The organism is Mycobacterium asiaticum (genome assembly GCF_001673315.1).
In the GTDB taxonomy this organism is placed as follows: domain Bacteria; phylum Actinomycetota; class Actinomycetes; order Mycobacteriales; family Mycobacteriaceae; genus Mycobacterium; species Mycobacterium asiaticum_B.
Genome location: NZ_LZLQ01000015.1, coordinates 291,572 through 315,083, shown reverse-complemented (window position 1 = coordinate 315,083; position 23,512 = coordinate 291,572). Strand labels below are relative to the sequence as shown.

Genomic DNA, 23,512 nt, shown 5'->3' with positions numbered 1-23,512 from the left:
TGCACCGAAAAGTGATGTGGCGGTCGGCTCCAAACCGGTCGCCACGTCTTGGCTTGCTGACCGCTACGGTTCGTCGTCTTCGTCGTGTTTGTCGTCGTTAGCGTCTTTAGCGTCGTCTTCGTGGGTGAAGAGTTTTTCCGGATGATGGAACGTGTGAGTCGGGGTTGGCCGTAGTCGAGGTGGGCTGGGGGTAGTTTCGTTACGACGACAAACGGTCGACTGCCGCGTCGATCGCGACGGCATCCGGCGCGCAGTTACCGGCGCCGCGCACCAAGGTGGCCAGCGCACCAGCCGCGCAGGCGCGTCGCAACGCGGACAGTCGCTGCGCCGCCGAGCCAGGACTTCCAGGCCAGTGTGCCGCCAGCACACCGGCGAACACATCGCCAGCACCCGTGGTGTCCACCGCCGTCACGCCTGGTGCGGAAACCTCGAACTCACCGTCAATCCCGACGTACCGAGCACCCCGCGCGCCCAACGTGGTCACGAAATGTTCGGGCTGCCAGGGCCACTCGTGCGCCTCGTGCTCATTGGTGATCACCACGTCGGCAACCGCGGCCAACTCGGCCAGCAGATCACTGTCCTGCCCGGGTGGTGAAGCATTGACCATCACGACGGCTCCGGCCAGACGCGCCTGAGTAGCCGCCGCCGTCGCCGTTGTCACCGGAATCTCCAATTGGGTCAACAACACATCGCAGTCCGCAAGGGCGTTGGGTTTCACCGTCAGTTGGGAATTCGCGCCCGCTGCCACCACGATGGTGTTTTCGGCGCCGGCTTCCACGACGATAACCGCCGTTCCGCTAGGCCCGGCGCAACGAATGATTCCGTCCAGTCCGACTCCGGCTGAGCGTAGGTGAGCCAACAACTGGTCAGCGGCCGCGTCATCTCCGACCGCACCCACGAATTGCACCCGTGCACCCGCGCGAGCCGCTGCCACCGCCTGGTTGCCACCCTTACCGCCGGGCGTATACCTCAGCGAGGATGCCAGCACCGTCTCGCCCGGCCGCGGCAACTTCGCGACGTCCAACGTAAACGTCAGGTCCAGGTTCACGCTGCCCACAACGGCAACCCGCGTTGACATGCCGTCGAGAATAGAGGCCCAGAACGCAAAAGCATCACTCTTCGGTGAAAGCCAGGACACGGGCCGGCGTCACTTTTCGTCGAAGGACAAAATCCCGCCAGCACGCAAGCTAGTCTGCACCGTGACCGGGACCCGTAGCAGACCGGTGACAGAAGGAAGCCGATTGACATCGGGTGAGCCAACAGAGCCGACGTCGGAGAGCGCCAGCGATCCGGCGAAAAGGCGTGCTCGCTTCCGGTTGCCGGGCATACGTTTTCGGATCAGCATTCAGTCCAAGATTCTGGTTGCCCTGCTGCTGTCGAGCATCCTGTCGGTGGCGGTGATCGGGGTATTGGCCGGCATCTCCGGCCGCAGTGCGCTGCGAGAAGTCGAGTCCGAGCGGCTGATCGAGTTGCGGGAATCTCAGAAGCGTCAGATCGAAGCGCTGTTCCAGGAAGTGACGAATTCGCTGGACGTCTACAGCAGCGGCTTCAGCGTGGACCAAGCCATCATTGCGCTCAGCGCGGGATTCAATCAGCTGGCCAACGCCAACATCACCGGACCCCAGCAGCAATCCATCGTCAGCTACTACGAAAACCACATGATCAAGCCGATGCAGCGGCTGACCGGTGAGAAGATCGATTTGAACGCCGTGCTACCAAACAGCAACGCGCAGAGGTACCTTCAAGCCAATTACACGGCAGTATCCGCCCCGGACTCGACTCCCGTGCTGGACGCCGGAGACGGCAGTCCATGGTCGGCGGCCAATGCCCGCTACGACTTCTATATGCGGGATATAGTGACGCGTTTCGATTACCGGGATGCGTTGTTGTTGGACATGGACGGCAACGTGGTGTACTCGGTGCGAAAGGGGCCGGACCTCGGCACCAACATTCTCACCGGACCTTATCGGCAATCGAATCTGCGCGAAGCGTACCAAAAGGCACTGCGCGCCAACGATGTTGAATTCGTCTGGATAACCGACTTCCAGCCCTACCAACCGGCACTCGGTGCTCCGACGGCGTGGGTGGTATCACCGGTCGGCATCAACGGCAAAACTGACGGCGTGATGGCCCTGCCGGTGCCGATCGCCAAGATCAACCGCATCATGACGGCCAACAAGAACTGGGACGCCGCCGGTATGGGCGCTGCGACCGAGACCTACCTGGCCGGTGGCGATAACCTGATGCGTTCGGACTCAAGGCTTTTCCTGCAGGACCCCAAGGAGTACCGGAGTGAGGTGATCGCCGCGGGTACCTCGTCGGAGATTGCCGACCGCGCTATCCGGTTGGGCGGCACGACGCTGGTGCAACCGATTCATAGCGCTGGCCTGAAGGCAGCCCTGCGCGGTGATACCGGGGTAGTGGTCGACACCGATTACACGGGCAACAAAGAACTCGAGGCCTACGCGCCGCTGGACATTCCCAACTCTGATCTGCATTGGGCGATTCTGGCGACCCGGGATGACTCGGATGCCTTCGCCCGCCTGGGCCGCTTCAGCAAATCACTCGCGGTGACGGTGGCGGGCATGATCTTCGCGATCAGCGTGGCCTCGATGCTGATCGCGCAGGCTGCGGTACGTCCGGTACGACGTCTGGAGGAAGGGACCCAACGGATCAGTTCCGGTGACTACGAAGTAAATATTCCGGTCACGTCACGAGACGAAATCGGCGACCTCACCAACGCTTTCAACGAGATGAGTCGCAACCTCGCGATCAAGGAAGAACTCCTCAACGAGCAGCGACGCGAAAACGACCGGTTGCTGCTGGCGCTGATGCCGGAATCGGTCGTCCGGCGGTATCGCCAGGGTGACAGCACCATCGCCCAGATGCACCAGGATGTCGCCATCATCTTCGCCGACATCGTCGGAGTCGACGAGATATCCGATGATGTTCCCGAAGACGAATTGGTCGGAATCGTCGACGACCTATTCGGCCAGTTCGACTCGGCAGCCGAAGCCCTTGGCGTCGAACGGATCCGCACATTCCACAACGGCTATCTGGCCAGCTGCGGCGTCATCACACCGCGTCTCGACAGTATCCACCGAAGCATCGAGTTCGCCCTGGAGATGCGGCGCATCATCGAACGCTTCAACAGCCGAAGTCGTCACGATCTCGGTCTGCGGGTCGGCATCAACACCGGAAACGTGGTCAGCGGTCTGGTGGGCCAGTCCGGACTGGTGTACGACATGTGGGGGACCGCCGTAAGCCTGGCGTATCAGATGCACAGCGGCGCTCCGCAACCCGGTATCTACGTCGCGTCGCAGGTGTACGAAGCAATGCGCGACTCACGCCAATTCACGCCCGCTGGAACGATTTCGGTGGGCGGCACCGAGCAGACTATGTACCGGTTGTCGGAGCGCTGATGAACCCCTTGCATTCATCGTGGTTTTACTGGGCGATCGCAGTAGCAATCGGCTTCCCCGTTGCACTGATCCTGCTGACCGAGCTGCACCACACGCTCGTCAGACGACACAGCCGGCTGGCCCGGCAGGTCGGCATGGTGCGCAACTGGTTGCTCCCGCTCGGGGCCCTGCTGTTACTGCTGGTCAAGGCGTCCCAGATATCGGCCGGCGACGTACCGGTACGGCTCCTGACAACGGTGTTCGGCTTTCTGATCCTGGTGCTGCTGCTGTCCGGGCTCAATGCCACGGTGTTCGAAGGAGCTCCCGAAGAAAGCTGGCGCAAGCGCGTCCCCGCGATTTTCCTCGACGTCGGGCGCTTCGCCCTGATCGGGGTGGGGCTGGCTGTGATCTTGTCCTACATCTGGGGCGTGCGGGTCGGTGGTGTTTTCACTGCGCTGGGCATTACGTCGGTGGTTATCGGCCTGATGCTGCAGAATTCCGTGGGCCAGATCGTGTCGGGCTTGTTCATGCTGTTCGAGCAACCATTCCGAATCAACGACTGGCTGGACACGACGACGGCGCGGGGACGAGTCGTCGAGGTGAATTGGCGGGCCGTTCATATCCAGACAGCCGGCGGCATGCGGATTATGCCGAACTCGATGCTGGCCACCACGGCCTTCACCAATCTCAGCCGGCCGGCCGGCCCTCACAAGGTCTCCATCACCACCACGTTCGCGACGGCGGATCCGCCCGACAAGGTCTGCGCAATGCTGTCTCTCGTGGCCAGCGCGCTGCCGCTGATCGAGGCCGGCACGGTGCCGACATCGGTCGCGCTGGGCGGTGGCGAATACCGCACCACAATCAGGGTCGGCTCACCGTCGGACGCGGGAGCCACCGAAGCGACGTTCCTGCGCTGGATTTGGTACGCCGCGCGCCGCGAAGAACTGCACTTGGACGGCGCCAGCGACGACTTCTCCACGCCGGAACGCGTCAGGAAGGCTTTGCGCACGGTGGTGGCGACCGAACTCCGCCTCTCCCTTGCCGACCAGCAATTCCTCGCGCCCTACGCACGTATCGTCCGGTACGGCGCCGACGAGAAGGTGGAGAACGCCGGAGCGGTCCCCACGGCGATGACGTTCCTCATCGCCGGCAGCGTGCGTCTGACCGTGACCAACGAGGACGGTGTCGTCGTACCCGTCACGACCCTCGACCAGGGTTCATTCATCGGGATCACCGCGCTGACGCGGCAACGCAACGTCGCCGCCGCTCACGCCCTGGAAGAGGTCACCGCGCTGGAGATCGACCGCGAACACATCGAGAAAATCGTGATGGACAAACCGTTGTTGCTGCAGGACCTGGGCCGGCTGATCGAAGAGCGGCAGCGCAAGGCGAAACGCATCACCCGTCGCGAGCGGGTGGCCGAGGCGTCGGCATAAGCTGGGCATGAGCCGCTACCAGTGCTGGGAGTCGCAGTCGGGCTGACCACACTGACGAAACCGGCTCCGGTGCCGATACCCTGGATCAATGAGTCTGCCCGCACCGGCGCTTCCCGATCTGCGCAAAGAGGTGCATGATGCCGCCCGGCGCGCCCGGGTTGCCGCCCGAGTCCTGGCCTCGGTACCCACCGCGGTCAAAGACCGCGCGCTGCACGCTGCCGCCGACGCGATCTTGGCGAACGCCGACCAGATCCTGGCGGCCAACGCCGAAGATCTGAACGCCGCCCGCGACGCGAAGATCGCCACCGCGATGCTTGACCGGCTGGCGCTGAACCCGCAGCGGATCGACGGCATCGCCGCCGGGCTTCGCCAGGTCGCGGGTTTGCCCGACCCGGTCGGTGAGGTGTTGCGCGGATCCACGCTGCCCAATGGTCTGCAACTGCGGCAGCTGCGCGTTCCGCTCGGTGTTGTCGGAATGATCTACGAGGGTCGCCCCAACGTCACTGTGGACGCGTTCGGGTTGACGCTGAAATCCGGTAATGCCGCTCTGTTACGGGGCAGCTCGTCGGCGGCGAGGTCCAATGAGGCGCTGGTCACGGTGTTGCGCGCTGCGCTCGACGAGCAGGGTCTGCCGGCCGACGCGGTCCAGCTGCTACCGTCCGCCGACCGCGCCACCGTGACTCATCTGATCCAGGCCCGCGGGCTGGTCGACGTCGCCATTCCGCGCGGCGGCGCGGGCCTGATCGAGGCGGTGGTGCGAGACGCCCAGATACCGACTATTGAGACCGGTGTCGGCAACTGTCACGTCTACGTGCACGAAGCCGCCGACCTCGAGGTCGCTGAGCGGATCCTGCTCAATTCCAAGACGCGTCGGCCGAGCGTCTGCAATGCCGCCGAGACCCTGCTGGTCGATGCCGCAATCGCCGACGAGGCGATGCCGAGGCTGCTCAACGCGCTGCAGGGCGCCGGCGTGGCGGTGCACACCGATCCGGGTGACGACGACCTGCGCCGGGAGTACCTGGCCATGGACATCGCCGTCGCGGTGGTCGACGGAGTGGACGGCGCCATCGCCCATATCAACGAATACGGCACCGGACATACCGAAGCCATCGTCACGACTGATCTGGCTGCGGCGCAAAGGTTTACCGAACAGGTCGATGCGGCCGCGGTAATGGTCAACGCATCCACCGCCTTCACCGACGGTGAGCAGTTCGGTTTCGGTGCCGAAATCGGTATTTCGACGCAGAAGCTGCACGCCCGGGGCCCGATGGGATTGCCGGAATTGACCTCGACCAAGTGGATCGTGTGGGGCTCACCGGTCACGGGCCACACCCGTCCGGCCTGAACCTAGGAGACTCCAATGAGCGTGCCCGCGCGACCCATGCCCCTGTTCGCCGATATCGCCGACGTGTCGCGACGACTCGCCGAGACTGGCTACCTGCCCGACACTGCCACCGCCACCGCGGTTTTCCTGGCTGACCGGCTCGGTAAACCGCTGCTGGTGGAAGGTCCGGCCGGTGTCGGCAAGACCGAGCTGGCCCGGGCTATCGCCCAGGCCACCGGATCCGGCCTGGTGCGGCTGCAGTGCTACGAGGGCGTCGACGAGGCCCGCGCGCTGTACGAGTGGAATCACGCGAAGCAGATCCTGCGCATCCAGAGCGGATCGGGGGACTGGGAGGCGACCAAGGACGACGTGTTCAGTGAGGAATTCCTGCTGCAGCGGCCCCTGCTGACCGCGATCCGCCGTACCGAACCGACAGTGCTGTTGATCGACGAGACCGACAAGGCCGACATCGAAATCGAAGGTCTGTTGCTGGAGGTCCTATCCGACTTCGCCGTGACCGTCCCCGAACTGGGCACCATCACCGCAACTCGCACGCCGTTGGTAGTGCTGACTTCCAACGCCACCCGTGAGCTGTCCGAGGCCCTCAAGCGCCGCTGCCTGTTCCTGCACATCGACTTTCCGACCCCCGAACTGGAACGGCGCATCCTGCTGTCGCGTGTTCCCGAACTGCCGCAGCATCTCGCCGAGGAGCTGGTGCGCATCATCGGGGTGCTACGCGGAATGCAACTCAAGAAGTTGCCGTCCGTCGCCGAAACCATCGACTGGGGCCGCACGTTGCTCGCGCTGGGCCTGGACACCATCGACGACGCCGTCGTCGCCGCCACTCTGGGCGTGGTGCTCAAACATCAATCCGACCAGCAACGCGCGGCCGGAGAATTAAGGCTGAACTGATGGCTACCCGACGCATCCGTCCGTCCCGGCCGCTCGCCCCACACGGGCTGCCCGGTCATCTGGTCGGGTTCGTGGAAGCTCTTCGCGGCAGCGGAATCTCAGTAGGACCGTCCGAGACGGTGGACGCCGGCCGGGTGATGGCCACGCTGGGTTTGGGTGATCGAGAAGTGCTGCGCGAAGGCATCGCGTGTGCGGTCCTGCGTCGACCGGATCACCGGGACACCTACGACGCGATGTTCGACCTGTGGTTCCCCGCGGCGCTGGGTACGCGAGCTGTGGTGGCCGACGACGATGCGGCCGGCGACCCTGATGCGTTGCCGCCGGACGACGTCGAGGCGATGCGGCAGATGCTGTTGGATCTGTTGAACGAGAACCCCGACCTGGCCGACATGGACGAGCGACTGGTCAGGATGATCGCGCGAATCGTGGAGGCTTACGGCAAGTACAACTCCAGCCGCGGCCCGTCGTTTTCGTCGTACCAGGCGCTCAAGGCCATGGCGCTGGACGAGCTGGAGGGCAAGCTGCTGGCAGGCTTGCTCGCCCCCTACGGTGACGAGCCGTCACCCAGCCAGGAGCAGATCGCCAAAGCCCTTGCAGCGCGCAAAATTTCACAGTTGCGCAAGATGGTCGACGCGGAAACCAAGCGGCGTACCGCCGAACAGTTGGGTCGCGACCACGTCCAGATGTACGGCATTCCCCAGCTCTCTGAGAACGTCGAATTCCTGCGTGCCTCCGGCGATCAATTACGGCAGATGCGCCATGTGGTGGCGCCGCTGGCACGTACCCTGGCCACCCGGCTGGCGGCCCGGCGCCGGCGGGCCCGTGCGGGGTCGATCGACCTGCGCAAGACGTTGCGTAAGTCGATGTCTACCGGGGGTGTGCCGATCGACGTGGTGCTGAAGAAGCCGCGTCCGGCGCGTCCGGAATTGGTGGTGCTGTGCGATGTGTCGGGTTCGGTCGCCGGATTCAGTCACTTCACACTGTTGCTGGTGCATGCTCTGCGCCAACAATTCTCGCGGGTACGGGTGTTCGCCTTCATCGACACCACCGACGAGGTGACGCACATGTTCGGGCCGGAGGCGGATCTCGCCGTAGCGATCCAGCGGATCACCCGGGAGGCCGGCGTGTATGCGCGTGACGGGCACTCCGATTACGGCAACGCGTTCGTCTCGTTCGTGCAGGCCAACCCGAATGTGCTGTCCCCACGCAGTTCCTTGCTGGTGCTCGGCGACGGGCGTACCAACTACCGCAACCCTGCCGTCGACGTGCTGGCCGACATGGTGACCGCCGCAAGGCATGCGCACTGGCTCAACCCCGAACCCAGACACCTGTGGGGCAGTGGGGATTCGGCGGTCCCGCGCTACGAAGAAGTCATCACCATGCACGAATGCCGCTCGGCCAAACAACTGGCCGCGGTGATCGACCAGCTGTTGCCGGTGTAATCAGCGGGTCTTGCGAAACACCAACCAGCGCAGCTCGATCGGGCTGTTGTCGCGCTCCACCGGGAAGACGTCCAGCCCGCTGACCCAGTCGGCATACCAACTGGTGGGGGGCCACCCGCCGGGCGGCAGGTGGGTCTTTTCGTACTCGTACACCGAGTCGTCAGCCACCAGTTCCAGCGGCAGCCCGGCGACCGCGGCCGACATCTCCTGACGGGAGAACATGCCGGTGTAGGCCTGCTGTCCGAATTCACGTGCGGCGCTGTCGATCTCGTAATCGTGGCGGGCGAGGAAGGTGTTGAACACCAATTGCGCGCCCGGTGCCAGGCAGCGCGCGGCGAGTTCGAACAGGTCGCGCAACTGCTCGGTGGTGCGGAAATCGGGCACCACTTCGGAGAGCAGGATCAGCTGATAGTCCTGGCGTAGATCGGTGGTGGTCTCGAAGACATTGCGCACGATCACCCGTACGTTCAGCGATTCCCGCTGAGCCTCGGAGCGGATGATCTCGGCGAACTTCGGAGTCAGCTCCACCACGTCGACAGGGTGTCCGCGCCGTGCTAACGGAAGGGCGTTTCGTCCGGTGCCGGCACCGATATCAAGCACGGGGTGGGTGCTGGGATCGGCGGCTTCGCTGGCCAGTGCCCACACCCGGGCGTCGGGCTCGGTACCGAACAGTGGTGGTTCGCGGGTGCTGACCCAGTTGTCATACGCCTCGGCCACGGTGAACCAGCGGGTGTTGACCTGGTAATGCAGGGTGGGGCCGACGGGGGCGTTGTAGGTGACGACGATGTTGGACCGCTGGGAGATCGAGTAGGCCTCGGTCAACTGGTTCTGCAGCACGGTACGCAGATGGGCGATTTCCTCGTCGTTGAATTTCCTGCCCACGCTCGCGAAGATGTTGCTGCACATTTGGACGTACTCGTCGAGCATGCTGGGCACGGCCGGCAGCGAGATTTCGCCGGTCACTACCGAGCGGCTGTAAAGTCGCCGGGTCATGGCGTCTTTCCACTCTTGCGTTTGATCTAGCGAGCCCAACGGCGCATTTTCCACAGATCTTCTTTTACACGATCACCCACGTCGTCGCCGAGCATTGATGTTTCCTGTCCAGGCGCCAGTTGCGCGCGATCCGCGGGAAGTAAGGCCTGATCGCAGGCTCCAGTAAGCTGGCAAACCATGCAAAAGCAGCGCAGGCTGGGAGTTATGGGTGGGACGTTCGATCCCATCCATTACGGCCACCTGGTTGCTGCCAGCGAGGTGGCCGACAAATTCGAACTCGACGAAGTGGTATTCGTGCCCAGCGGCCAGCCATGGCAGAAAGACCGCCAGGTGTCGGCCGCCGAGGACCGCTACCTGATGACGGTCATCGCGACCGCCTCCAATCCCCGCTTTTCGGTGAGTCGGGTCGACATCGACCGCGCCGGCCCGACCTATACCAGGGACACGCTGCGGGACCTGCACACTCTCAATCCGGATTCCGAGCTGTTCTTCATCACCGGTGCCGACGCGCTCGCTTCAATCCTGTCCTGGCAGGGCTGGGAAGAACTCTTCGCCCTCGCGCGCTTTATCGGTGTCAGCCGTCCCGGCTACGAACTGCGTGACGACCACATCATTGAAGCCATCGGTGAGCTCGCCGAGGGCACCTTGACGCTGCATGAGATCCCCGCGCTGGCTATCTCGTCGACCGACTGCCGACAGCGTGCCAACGAGCATCGCCCGCTGTGGTACCTCATGCCCGACGGCGTCGTGCAGTACGTCTCCAAGCGACGTCTTTACCGAACCCCCGAGAGGAGCGAAAACCCGGCCGCTCCCAGCTTGGCCGCCGGGAACAGCACATGAGCGCAAATCAGGAAGCGATCGACATGGCGACAGTGGCCGCCACCGCCGCGGCCTCGAAATTGGCCGACGATGTCCTTGTCATCGACGTCTCCGGACAGTTGGTCATCACCGACTGCTTCGTCATCGCGTCGGCGTCCAACGAGCGGCAAGTCAACGCGATCGTCGACGAAGTCGAGGAAAAGATGCGCCAGGCGGGCTACAAGCCGGCCCGACGCGAGGGCGCCCGCGAAGGTCGGTGGACCTTGCTGGACTACCGCGACATCGTGGTGCACATCCAGCACCAGGACGACCGCAATTTCTATGCCCTGGACCGGCTGTGGAGCGACTGCCCCATAGTGCCGGTCGACCTGGGCGACCAACCCGCAGCGGACACGCAATGACGGTTCGTCGGTTGGTGATGCTGCGTCACGGGCAAACCGATTACAACCTCGGTAGCCGGATGCAGGGTCAACTCGACACTGACCTGAGTGAACTCGGGCGGGCCCAGGCGGTCGCGGCGGCGGAGGTGCTCGGAAAACTGCAGCCGCTGCTGATCGTGTCGTCGGATCTGCGCCGGGCCTACGACACGGCGGTCAAGTTGGGGGAGTGCACCGGTATGCCGGTGCGGGTGGACGCCCGGTTACGGGAGACGCATCTGGGCGACTGGCAGGGCATGACCCACCACCAGATCGATGCCGAGGTTCCGGGTGCCCGGCTGGCGTGGCGCGAGGATGCCACGTGGGCGCCGCACGGCGGTGAAAGCCGTGTCGACGTTGCCGCCCGGAGTGTTCCGCTGGTGACAGAGTTGGTGTCGGCGGCCCCGGAATGGGGCGGAGCGGGCGCACCGGAGCGGCCAGTCGTGCTGGTCGCGCACGGCGGACTGATCGCGGCATTGTCCGCTGCGCTGCTGAGATTGCCGACCCAGAACTGGCCGATCCTGGGTGGCCTCGGTAACGCCAGTTGGGTGCAGCTGTCCGGGCACTCGCAGCCGGACACGGAATTCGACGCGATCCGGTGGCGCCTGGACGTGTGGAACGCTTCGGCGCAGGTGTCCAACGATGTCCTCTGAGGCCGGTCGCGCGCCACGTCCCGTACTGCTGATCTTCGCGGATTCGCTGTCCTACTACGGGCCCACCGGGGGCCTGCCCGCAGACGATCCCCGGATATGGCCGAATATCGTTGCGGATCAACTTGACTGGGATGTGGAGCTGATCGGGCGGATCGGCTGGACGTGTCGCGATGTGTGGTGGGCGGCGACCCAGGACCCGAGGTCTTGGGCGGCCCTGCCCAGGGCCGGCGCGGTCATCTTCGCTACCAGCGGGATGGACTCGCTGCCCTCGGTGTTGCCGACGGCGCTGCGCGAGCTCATCCGCTACGTGCGGCCGCCGTGGCTGCGGCGCTGGGTGCGGGACGGTTACGGTTGGATACAGCCGCGGTTCTCTCCGGTCGCCCGGGCGGCCCTCCCGCCGCGTCTGTCTGCCGAATACCTCGAAATGACCCGTGGCGCAATTGATTTCAACCGGCCCGGGATTCCGATTGTGGCCTCACTGCCCTCGGTCCATATCGCCGAGACCTACGGCAAAGCTCACCAGGGACGCGCGGGCACCGTCGCGGCGATCACCGAATGGGCAGCGGGCCACCATGTTCCGCTCGTCGACCTCAAAGCCGCGGTCGGCGATGAGGTGATGAGCGGACGTGGCAACCCGGATGGCATTCACTGGAACTTCGAAGCGCATCAGGCGGTCGCGGAGCTGATGCTCAAAGCGCTGGCCGAAGCCTTTCAGGCCGGGGCTGCGCCGAACGAGAAAACCCGCGACAGCCGATGACTGTCCAGGTCGTCTCCGATAGCTCCTCGCGGCTGCCCGCCGAACTGCGGGACCGGTGGGGCATTCGCGAGGTGCCCCTGCACATCCTGCTCGACGATGCCGACCTACGCGACGGCGTCGACGAGATCCCCGAGGACATCCACAAGCGCCATGCGACCACGGCAGCCGCCACGCCGGCCGACTTGAGCGCCGTTTACCAGCAGGCCTTGGCCGATAGTGACGGCGACGGCGTTGTGGCAGTGCATATTTCGTCGGGTCTGTCCGGAACCTACCGCCTGGCCGAACGTGTCGCCCAGGATCTCGGTAGCGCGGTGCGGGTCGTCGATTCCAAGTCCACGGCGATGGGCACGGGTTTCGCGGCGGTGACCGCCGCCGAGGCAGCCGCGAGCGGAGCCGACCTCGACGCCGTCTGCAAAGCCGCGACGGACGCTGTCGACCGGACGCACGCCTACATGATCGTGCACCGGTTGGATAATTTGCGGCGCAGCGGACGGATCGGCGGCGCCAAGGCCTGGCTGGGTACCGCGCTTGCACTCAAACCGCTGCTGCATATCGAAGACGGCAAACTCGTTTTGGCGCAACGTGTAAGAACCGCCAAGGGAGCTGTCGCAGCCCTGATCGACCAGATCTGTGAGGTGGTGGGGGAGCGCTCCGCCGCGCTGGCCGCCCACCACGTCGGCAACCCCGACGGCGCGCTGGAGTTGGCGACGGAACTGGCCGAACGGTTGCCGGAGTGTGCCCCCGCGATCGTGTCGCCGTTGGGACCCGTGCTGGCGGTGCACGTCGGTTCCGGAGCGCTGGCGGTCTGCCTGCAACTGACCGAATGACTTAGACGCTCAGATCTGTCGGTCGAAGATCGTCGTACCTATCGCGTCGTTGTTCCAGATGTAGATGGGCAGTTGTGAGAACGGGTAGGACCCGGTGTTGAAGACGTAGAAGTTGTTGGCCGTCGCCGATGCGACGACGAACGGGGTGTGGGCGGCGGTGACTGTCTGGGTGTAGAGCGGCACGCCGTTGATCGTGGAGACGGTGATGATCGTTCCGGCCGGCAGGTGATTACCGATTGCCAGGCCCGGCACCAATGATTGTGGGATGGCTCCCAGCTCGCCACCGGAATCGATGAATGCGCCTACGGTATGCGGCAATTCGTAGTTGATCTGCACTTGCACAACGGTTCTCGGGGCACCGTCCATCTCGACAAGGGGAGGCAGTGGATTGGGTCCGAACTCCAGCATTCCGCGGGGCAGGTTGATCAACACTCCCTCGTTCATGTTGCCCGGCAGCGCGGCGGTCACTGGGCTGCTGAACGGAAAATCGTTGTTAGGTCCCACGCCCAGGTAGGCGGGCAGCGACGACACGTCGACCACGTTGCCCGGGGTGTTCAAGTATGCCGAGGTGGCGACCCCGACAGTGGTCGGTGCCGTGACGATTCCATTACCGAAATCCACTGTCGTGACATAGGTCTGATAGTTGACGAATAGGGCACCGCCGTAGCTCACACTTCCCGACCCGGTGGACGCACCGAGGGCCGCCATGTTGACGTACTGCGGTGGTACAACCAGGCCGCTGGCGCCGGAGTCGACGGTGACGGACCCACTCGGCCCACCACCGACCGAGATATTCAGAATCGGGCTGCCGTAGTCGCCGGGATGGATCAACGTTTGGTTCGGCCCCAGGGCCGTGCTGATCCCCCCGGTTCCGGGCAGTCCCAACAGGCCGCCGCGACCGCCCGCACCGCCGACGCCACCAGGCCCGCTGGCCCCCCCGGTACCGCCGATGCCGATCAGACCCGCGGACCCTCCGGCGCCACCCGGCATGCCGCCGTAGAGATTACGACCGCCCGTGCCGCCGTTACCCAGTAACACACCGCCCGCACCGCCGGCGCCGCCGGCTACCCCGTAGCGAACGCTGACACCGCCGGTGCCGCCGTTGCCGAACAACCAGCCACCGGCGCCACCGGGGGTTCCCACGCCCTGAGCGTTTGTGTATCCGTTGGCGCCGTCGCCGAACAGCGGGCGTCCGGTGAGCTGCAGGACGGGTTCGTTGACGACGCGGGATGCGCCTGCGGCCAGCTGGCGAGCGACGGCGATTTCGGCGTCGGCATAGAGTTGTGCGGACTCCAGCAATCTGAGCACAACTTGCTCGTACGACGTAACGAACTGTCCGGCCGCCGCCTGATATTGCCGGCCGTGCTCGGCAAAGAACGTCGCCAGCTCGGCCGAGATCTCGTCGGCGCTGGCGGCTGCCAGGCCAGTGGTGGGGACGACCGCCGCCGCGTTGGCTGAGGACAGCGAGGAGCCTATGCCTTCCAAAACCGTTGTCGCCGAGAAGAACTGGTTAGGAGACACCAATAATAGCGACACGCCCCGGGCCTCCTTCGTCGATCCCTGACAGAGCGTACTGCGCGACTGCCGCACTTTGGCGGAGAATGGCGCAGCTTCGTCGGTCTGGGGGCAGGGCGGATGGGGATTGTCGTCCGGGTTAGGAAGGCCTTGTGAACATCAGCTCGCAGGCGTTCCGAGCCAATCGAGGTCTACCGCACGAGCGGAGCACTCACCGTCCGTCAAACTTTCACCAGAGCATTGTCGCCCCGCGGATGTACCACCTGCGGCCACCAGAACCAGCGTCCGAGCAACGTCGCGATGGACGGCATCAGCAAGGTGCGGACGATCAGCGTGTCCAGAAGCAGACCGATGCAGACGGTAGACCCGAACTGGCCCAGCACCCGCAGATCACTGCCGAGCATTGACGCCATGGTGAACGCGAACACCAGACCGGCCGCCGTAACCACACCGCCGGTACCCGCCATCGACCGGATGATGCCGGTCTTGAGCCCGGCATAGATCTCTTCTTTGAAGCGGGAGACGAGCAACAGGTTGTAGTCCGATCCGACCGCCAGCAGGATGATGACCGACAACGCCATCACGATCCAGTGAATTCGGATGCCGAACAAGTCCTGCCAGATCAGCACGGATAGCCCGAAGGACGCCGCGATCGAACTGCCCGCGGTGCCAACGATAACCAGTGCGGCAACCACGCTTCGGGTCAGTAGCAGCATGATCATGAAGATCAGCGTCAACGCCGAGACCACCGCGATCATCAGGTCGTACTTGGCCCCGTCGTGCATGTCCTTGAACGTCGCGGCCGTACCGCCGAGATACACCTTGGCATCCGAAAGAGATGATTGCTTCAAACCCTCCTGCGCGGCCGAGCGCTCCGCGTCGACCCGCGAAATCCCTTCCGGCGTCATCGGATCGCCCTGGTGGGTGACGAAGAATCGTGCCGACTTGCCGTCCGGCGACAGGAACATCCGCAGACCCGTTTGGAAATCGGGGTTGTCGAACGCTTCCGGCGGCAGGTAGAAGAAGTCGTCATTCTTGGAAGCGTCGAAACTCTGTCCCATGACGACGGCCGTATTGCTCATCGCCTCCATCTGATTGAGCATCGCCGAGAACGTTGCCTGCATCGTCAGGGTCAACGCCTTGGTGGTTTTCATCGTCTCGATCATCGGCGGGATCAACACCAACATGTGGTGCGTCGCTGTCGCGGTGCGCTGAATGTCCTTGGTCAGCAGATCGAATTGGCCGGCCAGCTGGTCGAATCCATCCAGCGAGTCGAACAGCGAACGCAGCGACCAACAGATGGGAATGTCATAGCAGTGCTTTTCCCAGTAGAAGTAACTGCGTATGGGGCGCCAGAAATCGTCGAAATCGGCGATGTGGTCCCGCAACCGATTGGTGATATCGGCGGTTTCGGCCGTCGTACGGGCACTGTCGTCGGCCGCGTCCGAAAGCTCGGTCGTGACCTTGTACATCTGCTGCATGGTCTCGATCATGAACTGCATCTGGTCGGCCATCTTGGTGATGTCGTTCATTCGGTCCCGCAGGAACGACAGGTTCTGCATCGTCGTCTGACTCTGCATGCTGTTCTGAAAAGGTATGGAGCTGTGCTGAATCGGAATGCCCAGCGGCCTGGTGATGTCCTGCACCATCGCAATTCCCACAGTGCGCATCACGTTCTTGGCCACCCGGTCCAGCACCAGCATGTCGGCTGGATTCCGCATGTCGTGGTCGGCCTCGACCATCAACATGTCCGGGTTCATTCGCGCCTGGGAGAAATGGCGGTCAGCGGCGGCCTGGCCGATGTTGGACGGCGCCGAGGTCGGCAGGTAGTAGCGGTCGTTATAGCTCGTCTTATAGCCGGGCAGCGCAACCATGCCGATCAACACGATCGCTCCGCTGACCGCCAGAATCGGTGCGGGCCAGCGCACTACCGCGGTGCCGACCCGCCGCCACAGTCTGCCCTGCCGAGCAGCGCGCTTAGATTCGAACAGATGCATCTTGCTGCCCACGAAAACCACCGCGGGACCCAGCGTCAAACCGGCCACAACCACGACCAGCATCCCGATCGCCACCGGGGCGCCCATCGTGTTGAACCACGGCAGACGGGAGAAACTCAGACAGTAGGTTGCCCCGGCGATCGTCAAGCCAGATCCCAGAACCACCGGGGCCACACCGCGGAAAGTGGTGTAGTAAGCGGTTTCCCGATCCTCGCCGGCGCGCAGTGCCTCCTGATAACGGCCCACGAGAAAGATCCCGTAGTCGGTGCCTGCGGCGATCGCCAACATGGTGAGGATATTGGCGGCGAAAGTGGTGAGACCAAACACATTGTGGTAGCCCAGAACGGCGACGATGCCGCGGGATGCCGCGAGCGCGACGAAGGTCATGAACAGCTGCACCAGTGTGGTGATGATGGACCGGTAGACCAGCAGCAGCATGATCGCGATGGCAACCAGGGTGAACAGAGTGATCTTGGCCAGGCTGGCATTGCCGATGAGGTGCATGTCGTCGCTGAGCGCCGCCGGACCCGTGACGTAGGCCTTCACCCCGGGCGGCGGTGTCTTGTGGTCCAACACCTTGCGGACCGCCTCGACCGATTCATTGGCCAGCGTGGTGCCCTGGGCGCCGGCAAGGTTCAGCATCACGTAAGCGCCTTTGGCGTCGGCGCTTTGGGCGCCGGCCGCGGTCAATCGGTCGCCCCAGAAATTCTGAATGTGCTGGATATGTTTGTGGTCCTGCTGCAATTCGTGGATCACGCTGTCGTAGAACCGGTGCGCGCTGTCGCCGAGGGGCTGCTGGCCTTCCAGCACGATCATCACCGTGCTGTCGGAGTCGAACTCCTTGAAGTTGTGCCCCAACCGCATCATTGCCACCATGGACGGCGCGTCCGGCGGCGTCATAGGTGCCGAATGTTCTTCGCTGACCTTTTCCAGCGACGGAACAATGATGTTGACCAGGACGGTCAGCAATACCCAACCCACGATGATGGGCACTGCGAAGATCCGGATGATGTGTGGGATGGGCGGGCGGTGTGGCCGTTCGCTTTTGGGGTCGGCACCAACTTTGATGGGCGCGGTGTCGTCGGTGCCGACGTGCGTCGTGCTGTCCACATCGCTCATGCTGATTTCACCAGGCAAAAGGTCTGTGGGTTGACCCCGTCAGCCTTCTGCTCCTCCCGGACCACGCCGTCGACGGTGATACGGCAGCCGATGCGGCTGCCGTCGCTTTGCGCCATGATGTTGGCGCTCACCGAGGGGAGCGTCGTGGAAATCGTGAAGGACCAAGGCAGCGCCGCAGCATCGACCTGGTGGGTGTTGGCATCGGCGTCCCAGTAGTTGATGTTGGCGGTGGCACCGGCCGAACCGAAGATTTCATAGAGCACAACTTTCGGGTTGAACTGCACGATCTCGATTCCTGCGCCGGCGTTGGCATTGAGGTCCTCCGAGCCGAAAATCTTGTGCAGGCGCGACACGACTAGCGCCGAGACGGCAAGGACAACGACCAGCACCAGCGGTATCCATACCTTCTTCAGCCCGCGGGTGACGGATCCTGAAACTGAAGCAGTTTTCATCGACACCACCTTCCGCAGCTGATCTTGGGTCTGCAACGCCGCATCGGGCAGCATGCTTCCTCGTGCCCGACGGAATATTTGCTCGGCTAGGCATCCTAACCCTTAGTGGACGCAGGCGTTCCTCGGGGACCCCGGCCCGGTGCCGGACGACACACCCTAGCGTGCGACGCGTCCGGTAACCGGCGGAAGGTCGGCGAGTGTCACGATGCCCGGTCGCGCGGCCACCACCGCGGGCACCGCATTGGTGACCGGCAGTGCGGTGTAGATCATGCCCAGCCCCATGAAACCTGGCTCGGCCCAGTCCTTCGGCGGCAGACAGTGCAGCACGGTGCGCATGTTGGGCAGCCCGAACACCTGAATGACGTGCCCGTGCTCGAGGGGCTTGGGCGGGGTCACGTGGTCGCCCATGGTCCAGTTGAAGCCGACGCTGACCACATTGCGGTCGCCTTCCCACCCGCGGTGGTAGCCATAGACGCCGCCGACCGTTCCGGCCGGGATCGTCATGAAGCCCAGGTCGGTGTCACCGGTGGCGGGAGTGAAGGTGACGTCAAAGGTCATCCGGTCCAGGCGTGCACCAATCGCGTCCGCCATCATTGCGGCGGATTCGGCAAAGACTTCACTCTCGCGACGCACGCTCTCAGCCAGGCCGGGCGTTTCGGGATCCTGGGAAAACCCCATCGCACGTTGGGTTCCCGCCGACTCGTATGTCGAGCAATCCACCGACTCGGTGATCCGGATCTCGTCGACCCGCTCGCAGGAACCGCTGAGCACCATGGCGACCATGTTCGTCATACCCGGATGCGCCCCGCTGCCGAATATCGTCGAGCGGCCGCGGCGGCAAGCCGCCTCGATGCGCTCGCGGTCCTGCGGGGTCTGTTTTCCGCCGGTGATCCACGCCGCGCTGGAACACACGTTGACACCCGACTCCAGCAAGCGCACAAGTTCATCGATGTTGGGCCACAACGGGTTATAGCAACACGCGTCGGCGCCCAGCGCGATCAGCGCATCGATGTCGTTGGTGGCGCACACGCCGGTCGGCTCCGGCCAGCCCGCGAGTTCGGCAGCGTCTACACCCACCTTTTCCGGTCCGTGCGCGAACACGCCCACTAACTCCATGTCGGGCCGGCCGATGATCGCGTGCAACGATCGTCGCCCGATATTCCCGGTAGTCCACTGGATGACGCGTAGTGGGCGGTCTGTCTGTGCAGTGCTCATTGTGTGCTCCTTCGCCGAGTGGACGGGAGCCATTATCGCCGTGGCCGCCTGGTGTTAGTGACTGCCCCGGTTCAGCACAGACATCGCGCCGGAAAGGATTTGGGAAATAGGGTCGGCGCCACCGCCGAAGGTGGCCTGCGTGGCAGGAGCGGTGACGGCGGCTGGGTCATATCCGTTCACCGGGTCGACCTGAATCGGGGCCGTCAGCGGATCGTCGTTGCGCGAGTATCCCTCGTTGACCATCGGCAACAACACCGCGTCGAGTTCGTTGAGCGTCTCCTCCGGCACGCCTGCGTACTGGAATGGCAGCACCAGCGGCAGGTGCCGCTCGGGAATCAGATACGTGGTGGTCGTTGCGCCCCGCGAGTTGACGGTCGTCCGGATGTTCTGCGGGGGCACCATGCTCGCGTTGGTGAATGCCACCGCGGTGTGGCCTGTCGCGAGTCCGACGAGCGTGTTGGCCAGTGCCATCAGGTTGTCTGGCCGGTCCGGAAAGTCGGCGATCGAGTCGTAAGCGGAGATGAACATCTTGGTGTCGTACTGGCTCTCGAAGGGCGGCGGCACCGTGTAGTCGAGCGCGGGAACGACGCTGCCGACCGGGAACATGGCGGTCAGGAAGCTCTCACCGAATGCATGGCGCGCCACGGGGTCGCCAAAGGTGGCGAACGTCAACTGATCTGGCGGCGGAGCCGTCGGATCGTTAGCGAGCCGGGCCTGCAGTGCGTTGAGGACCAGGGCACCTTCGGACAGGCCGATCGCGGTGCCGGGCCCGCCGCGGCGGATCGCCGCGTCCAGATTGTCTGTGCCCACGTCGACCGATTCGCCCACGCTGGGCCCGTCTACTCCCAAGCCGGGAAACATCTCGTCCAGCTTGCCGATCCCGGGGAAGAGGCGTCCCAGTACGTGGCCCTGAACCTGACCGGCCGGGTAGTCGACGATCTGGCGGCGCAGGCCGGGGAACCACTCGGCACCCTCGCGCCGAATGTATTCGTCGTAGGGAATGCCCAGCACGTGGGCGCCGCCGAGGGCGTATGCCGTCCCGCCGGGTGCCGGCGTCTCGTCGGTTGGCGTTTCATCGGCCGTCGCGCGGCCGACCCCCAAAAAGCTTGTGGCACCGACGGTTACCAGCGCGGTGATTCCTGCGAGTAGTTTCTTCATCCCTACTTCTCTCCCCATAGTCGGCGCTCGCTCAGGCGCCCGCGCTGCTCCGGCGTGGTGACACGCGTGACGGCCACCAACTCGCCTTGCCGACCAGCGTAGCGATGGCAGGCACCGTGATGGTGCGTACCAGGAATGTGTCCAGCAGGATCCCGGCGCCGATCACGAATCCGCCCTGCACCACGGTACTGATGCTGGCAAACAACAGACCCCACATCGACGCTGCGAAAATCAACCCTGCCGCCGTGATCACTCCACCGGTGGAACTCAGAGTGCGGATGACGCCGTAACGCATGCTGTTCGGCGATTCGTCACGCATTCGCGAGATGAGCAGCATGTTGTAGTCCGCACCGACCGCAACCAAGATCACGAAGGCCAACGGGGGGATGCTCCAATGTAATTGCTGGCCGAGCAGGTACTGGAACACCAGGACTCCGATGCCGACCGCCGACAAATACGAGATCACCACCGAACCCACCAGATACAGCGGTGCGATGATCGCGCGCAGCAGCACCATCAGCGTCAGCAGCACGACGACCAGCGTGACCGCGATGATGAACCTGATGTCATGTTGGTAATAGTCACGGGTGTCGCGCAGGGTGACCGGATATCCCGCCATCGAGATCGAGGCGTCGGCGAGTGAGGTGTTCGGCTGCGCGGCCCGGGCAGTATCGGTGATGGCGTTGACCTGGTCCATGGCTTCGGCGCTGAACGGGTTGAGCTTCGTCTGCACCAAGTACCGCACCGAGTGGCCATCTGGGGAGATGAACAACCTGGCGGCCTTCCTGAACTCCTCCATCTTCAGCAACTGCGGCGGAATGTTGAATCCCGCCATCGAGGGTTCAGCCGCGTCGTCCTTCATCGCCAGCAGGAAGGCTGACGCTTCACCAAGGCCACTGCCCATCTGCCTGATTTGGTCGACGAGTTGTTCCACCCCGTCGGCCACCTGCCTGCTGCCCCCTGCGGCGCGCTCCGCCCCTTGTTGCACTCGATTCAGCCCACCCTGCAGTCCGCCGGGCTGGTCGAGTCCCAGGGCGTGCAATGCCTTGATGAAGCTGGCGAGTGCACCCCGCAGCCGTTCCGCCGACGCGGCCAGCGTCTGCTTGTCGCCGAACCCTTCCAATTGGCTCGCCAGGTCGTTGATCTGGTCGAGGCTTCCACTGTTGCGGGCGTTCACCAACCGCTCGAACTGTTGGCGGGTCGCGCTGCATGAGGCGTCGACATCGCATATCACGTTGCCCTGCAGGGCCAGTAAGACAGGAGGAACCCAACCGAACATGTCCCGGACCGCCGCGAAGTTCAGACCCATTTCGTGGCCGAGCGCGTTGATGCTGTTCACCAGTTTCGCGGCGGTGGTGACCTCTTTGACCAACCGGTCACCGCCGTATTGGCCGCGCATTGACGTGAACTCGTTGACCAGACCCTGCATCGCGGAAACGATCTGGGTGACCTGTCCGCGCACATCCCCGAGATTGTCGGCCAGCGTGGTGGCCCCGCTGGCCAGCCGGTTCAGATCGTTGTCGTGTTCGTTGATCAGCGCGGCCCCGGCGCCCAGCCGAGCGCCGATGGCACCGGCCTGATATGTGGCTCTGAACTCGTCCGGCACGACGCCGGTGGGTCGGGTTATCCCGGTGACGGCTGCGATGTTCGGCAGTTGACTGACGCGGTCTGCCATCTGTTCCAAGTCGGCAAGGGCGCGCGGCGTGCGCAGGTCGTGCGGCGACTGGATGAAGATGTATTCCGGAATCGATTGATTCACCGGGAAATGGCGCTCCAGTGCGGCGTAACCGATCGAGCTGGGAGCCGACGCGGGCACGGCTTTGCGGTCGTCGTAGTTGAAGCGCGCCAAGCCGGCGCACCCGGCGAGGATGGCGAGCACCAACAGGCTCGCGACGAGGTGGGTCTTGGGGCGGCGCACGATCCGGATTCCCGAACGCCGCCAGAACCGTGCGGTGAGTTCGCGCCGTGGCTTGACCCAGCCGCGGGGTCCGGCGACCACCAGAATGGCCGGTAACAACGTCATCGCGGCAATGAAAGCGACCCCGACGCCGATTGCCGACGACAGACCGACCGATGAGAACACCCCCATTCGGGAGAAACTGATCCCGAGGAACGTGATACCCACGGTGGCCGCCGACGCGGTGATCACCTTTCCGATCGACATCAGGGCCCGCCGTACCGCTTGATCGAAATCGTCACCCTGCCGCAGATAGTCGTGATAGCGGCTGATCAGGAAGACCGCGTAGTCCGTCCCTGCGCCCGCGATGATGGCGCTAAGGAACACTATCGACTGATTCGAGACGCCCAGGCCGGCTACTTCCGAAGCGGCCGCGACCACGGCCTGGGCGATGACCATCGATATGCCGATCGCCAGTAGCGGCAGCAGCATGGTCACAGGGTTTCGATAGACCAACAGCAGGACCAGCAGTACCAGAACCGCGATGGCGATTTCGATAGGTAGTCGGTCCTTGTTTCCCGCGGCGGTGAGGTCGGCGACGGTGGCCGCGGGCCCGGTGAGGTGTGCGGTCAGCTGCGACCCCGCCACGGAGTGTTTGACGATGTCGGTGACCCGCAGGAAGGAGTCGTAGGACTTCGGCGTGCCCAGCTCACCCGCAAGACCGACCGGGAGCACCCAGGTGGTGCGGTCCTTGCTGGTCAATGCGGTACGTAGGGGCGGTGTGCTGACGAAGTCCTGCAACATCATCACGTCGCGCTTGTCCTCGCGCAGCGCACTGACGAGCTTGCGGTAGGCGGTTTCGTCGGCCGGTTTGAGTCCGCTGTTGTTGGTCAGCACCACCAGCAGCAGGTTTTCTGACCCTGATTCGTGAAAAGCATCGGTCATTTGCCGGGCGGTGACGGCCGAGGGCGCATCGCTGGGCAGGATGTCGAGCGGGTGCTTCTGGGCCATCTGATTCAGCGACGGGAACGTCAGCGGCATGGCGATCGCAATCGCCACCCACAGACCGATCACCAGCCATGGCCACCGCACCACAGCATCGGCTAGCCGTCGCAAACTTCCCCCACCCCCGGTCGCGCCCCGCCGCGAATTGCAAGTCGCGGCGAGGCGCCGGATGTC

18 protein-coding genes are annotated in these 23,512 nt (G+C 64.1%); 10 read left to right on the top strand and 8 right to left on the bottom strand.

The features are described from left to right. Window positions 1–199: 199 nt before the first annotated feature. Entirely contained in the window at window positions 200–1,078 is an 879-nt protein-coding gene (locus tag A5636_RS02685; protein WP_155763511.1) for a ribokinase, read from the bottom strand. A gap of 163 nt (window positions 1,079–1,241) precedes the next feature. Here A5636_RS02685 and A5636_RS02680 point away from each other — a divergent pair, with 163 nt between their 5' ends. The 5 genes from A5636_RS02680 (at window position 1,242) to A5636_RS02660 (ending at window position 8,515) form a co-directional block, all read left to right on the top strand. Continuing rightward, window positions 1,242–3,422, top strand: coding sequence for an adenylate/guanylate cyclase domain-containing protein (locus A5636_RS02680; RefSeq protein ID WP_065157126.1), 2,181 nt, complete (start codon window positions 1,242–1,244; stop codon window positions 3,420–3,422). Further along, entirely contained in the window at window positions 3,422–4,837 is a 1,416-nt protein-coding gene (locus A5636_RS02675; RefSeq protein WP_065157125.1) for a mechanosensitive ion channel domain-containing protein, read from the top strand. Before A5636_RS02680 ends, A5636_RS02675 begins: the two co-directional genes overlap by 1 nt. A gap of 88 nt (window positions 4,838–4,925) precedes the next feature. Then, window positions 4,926–6,182, top strand: coding sequence for a glutamate-5-semialdehyde dehydrogenase (locus A5636_RS02670; protein ID WP_065157124.1), 1,257 nt, complete (start codon window positions 4,926–4,928; stop codon window positions 6,180–6,182). A 15-nt stretch (window positions 6,183–6,197) separates the two neighbouring features. Next, window positions 6,198–7,073 (top strand): AAA family ATPase, encoded by an 876-nt coding sequence (locus tag A5636_RS02665; protein WP_065157123.1) that lies wholly within the window; start codon window positions 6,198–6,200, stop codon window positions 7,071–7,073. Continuing rightward, a complete protein-coding gene (locus A5636_RS02660) occupies window positions 7,073–8,515 on the top strand; it encodes a vWA domain-containing protein (RefSeq protein ID WP_065157122.1) in 1,443 nt (480 codons plus the stop codon). Before A5636_RS02665 ends, A5636_RS02660 begins: the two co-directional genes overlap by 1 nt. On the opposite strand, the gene A5636_RS02655 is transcribed toward A5636_RS02660, so the two are convergent. Further along, window positions 8,516–9,508 (bottom strand): class I SAM-dependent methyltransferase, encoded by a 993-nt coding sequence (locus A5636_RS02655; RefSeq protein ID WP_155763510.1) that lies wholly within the window; start codon window positions 9,506–9,508, stop codon window positions 8,516–8,518. It abuts the gene before it with no gap. 177 nt (window positions 9,509–9,685) lie between these two features. On the opposite strand from A5636_RS02655, the gene nadD reads away from it, so the two are divergent. From nadD to A5636_RS02630, 5 genes are read left to right on the top strand one after another with little or no spacing between them, the layout of a single operon-like run. Next, window positions 9,686–10,348: a nicotinate-nucleotide adenylyltransferase gene (gene nadD, locus A5636_RS02650; RefSeq protein ID WP_081287548.1), complete on the top strand. Its 663-nt coding sequence runs from the start codon at window positions 9,686–9,688 to the stop codon at window positions 10,346–10,348. After that, complete coding sequence (gene rsfS / locus A5636_RS02645; protein WP_065157119.1) at window positions 10,345–10,728, top strand: ribosome silencing factor; 384 nt, start codon at window positions 10,345–10,347, stop codon at window positions 10,726–10,728. Before nadD ends, rsfS begins: the two co-directional genes overlap by 4 nt. Further along, window positions 10,725–11,396 carry a glucosyl-3-phosphoglycerate phosphatase gene (gpgP, locus tag A5636_RS02640; RefSeq protein ID WP_065157118.1) on the top strand — a complete coding sequence of 224 codons (672 nt, stop codon included), beginning with the start codon at window positions 10,725–10,727 and terminating at the stop codon, window positions 11,394–11,396. The genes rsfS and gpgP overlap by 4 nt, the downstream gene beginning before the upstream one ends. Then, entirely contained in the window at window positions 11,386–12,153 is a 768-nt protein-coding gene (gene octT / locus A5636_RS02635; RefSeq protein WP_065157117.1) for a diglucosylglycerate octanoyltransferase, read from the top strand. The genes gpgP and octT overlap by 11 nt, the downstream gene beginning before the upstream one ends. Then, window positions 12,150–12,980: a DegV family protein gene (locus tag A5636_RS02630; protein WP_065157116.1), complete on the top strand. Its 831-nt coding sequence runs from the start codon at window positions 12,150–12,152 to the stop codon at window positions 12,978–12,980. The genes octT and A5636_RS02630 overlap by 4 nt, the downstream gene beginning before the upstream one ends. A 9-nt stretch (window positions 12,981–12,989) precedes the next feature. On the opposite strand, the gene A5636_RS27525 is transcribed toward A5636_RS02630, so the two are convergent. From A5636_RS27525 to A5636_RS02600, 6 genes are all read right to left on the bottom strand, one after another. After that, entirely contained in the window at window positions 12,990–14,516 is a 1,527-nt protein-coding gene (locus A5636_RS27525) for a PecA family PE domain-processing aspartic protease (RefSeq protein WP_065157115.1), read from the bottom strand. A 200-nt stretch (window positions 14,517–14,716) separates the two neighbouring features. Next, window positions 14,717–17,611 (bottom strand): RND family transporter, encoded by a 2,895-nt coding sequence (locus tag A5636_RS02620; protein WP_065157114.1) that lies wholly within the window; start codon window positions 17,609–17,611, stop codon window positions 14,717–14,719. Beyond that, a complete protein-coding gene (locus A5636_RS02615) occupies window positions 17,608–18,063 on the bottom strand; it encodes an MmpS family transport accessory protein (protein WP_065157193.1) in 456 nt (151 codons plus the stop codon). Before A5636_RS02615 ends, A5636_RS02620 begins: the two co-directional genes overlap by 4 nt. Window positions 18,064–18,219: 156 nt before the next feature. Further along, window positions 18,220–19,278: an NAD(P)H-dependent amine dehydrogenase family protein gene (locus A5636_RS02610; RefSeq protein ID WP_065157113.1), complete on the bottom strand. Its 1,059-nt coding sequence runs from the start codon at window positions 19,276–19,278 to the stop codon at window positions 18,220–18,222. Window positions 19,279–19,332: 54 nt separating this feature from the next. Continuing rightward, window positions 19,333–20,436 carry an acyltransferase PE gene (pe, locus tag A5636_RS02605; protein ID WP_065157112.1) on the bottom strand — a complete coding sequence of 368 codons (1,104 nt, stop codon included), beginning with the start codon at window positions 20,434–20,436 and terminating at the stop codon, window positions 19,333–19,335. 31 nt (window positions 20,437–20,467) lie between these two features. Continuing rightward, complete coding sequence (locus A5636_RS02600) at window positions 20,468–23,449, bottom strand: RND family transporter (protein ID WP_301336668.1); 2,982 nt, start codon at window positions 23,447–23,449, stop codon at window positions 20,468–20,470. Window positions 23,450–23,512 lie beyond the last annotated feature (63 nt).

What these genes read in the sequence shown, in the direction of transcription:
- A5636_RS02615 (WP_065157193.1), bottom strand. Translation starts at nt 18,063, where the DNA reads ATGAAAACTGCTTCAGTTTCAGGATCCGTCACCCGCGGGCTGAAGAAG.
- pe (WP_065157112.1), bottom strand. Translation starts at nt 20,436, where the DNA reads ATGAAGAAACTACTCGCAGGAATCACCGCGCTGGTAACCGTCGGTGCC.
- A5636_RS02665 (WP_065157123.1), top strand. Translation starts at nt 6,198, where the DNA reads ATGAGCGTGCCCGCGCGACCCATGCCCCTGTTCGCCGATATCGCCGAC.
- gpgP (WP_065157118.1), top strand. Translation starts at nt 10,725, where the DNA reads ATGACGGTTCGTCGGTTGGTGATGCTGCGTCACGGGCAAACCGATTAC.
- A5636_RS02655 (WP_155763510.1), bottom strand. Translation starts at nt 9,508, where the DNA reads ATGACCCGGCGACTTTACAGCCGCTCGGTAGTGACCGGCGAAATCTCG.
- nadD (WP_081287548.1), top strand. Translation starts at nt 9,686, where the DNA reads ATGCAAAAGCAGCGCAGGCTGGGAGTTATGGGTGGGACGTTCGATCCC.
- A5636_RS02660 (WP_065157122.1), top strand. Translation starts at nt 7,073, where the DNA reads ATGGCTACCCGACGCATCCGTCCGTCCCGGCCGCTCGCCCCACACGGG.
- octT (WP_065157117.1), top strand. Translation starts at nt 11,386, where the DNA reads ATGTCCTCTGAGGCCGGTCGCGCGCCACGTCCCGTACTGCTGATCTTC.
- A5636_RS02630 (WP_065157116.1), top strand. Translation starts at nt 12,150, where the DNA reads ATGACTGTCCAGGTCGTCTCCGATAGCTCCTCGCGGCTGCCCGCCGAA.
- rsfS (WP_065157119.1), top strand. Translation starts at nt 10,345, where the DNA reads ATGAGCGCAAATCAGGAAGCGATCGACATGGCGACAGTGGCCGCCACC.
- A5636_RS02620 (WP_065157114.1), bottom strand. Translation starts at nt 17,611, where the DNA reads ATGAGCGATGTGGACAGCACGACGCACGTCGGCACCGACGACACCGCG.
- A5636_RS02685 (WP_155763511.1), bottom strand. Translation starts at nt 1,078, where the DNA reads ATGTCAACGCGGGTTGCCGTTGTGGGCAGCGTGAACCTGGACCTGACG.
- A5636_RS02610 (WP_065157113.1), bottom strand. Translation starts at nt 19,278, where the DNA reads ATGAGCACTGCACAGACAGACCGCCCACTACGCGTCATCCAGTGGACT.
- A5636_RS02675 (WP_065157125.1), top strand. Translation starts at nt 3,422, where the DNA reads ATGAACCCCTTGCATTCATCGTGGTTTTACTGGGCGATCGCAGTAGCA.
- A5636_RS02670 (WP_065157124.1), top strand. Translation starts at nt 4,926, where the DNA reads ATGAGTCTGCCCGCACCGGCGCTTCCCGATCTGCGCAAAGAGGTGCAT.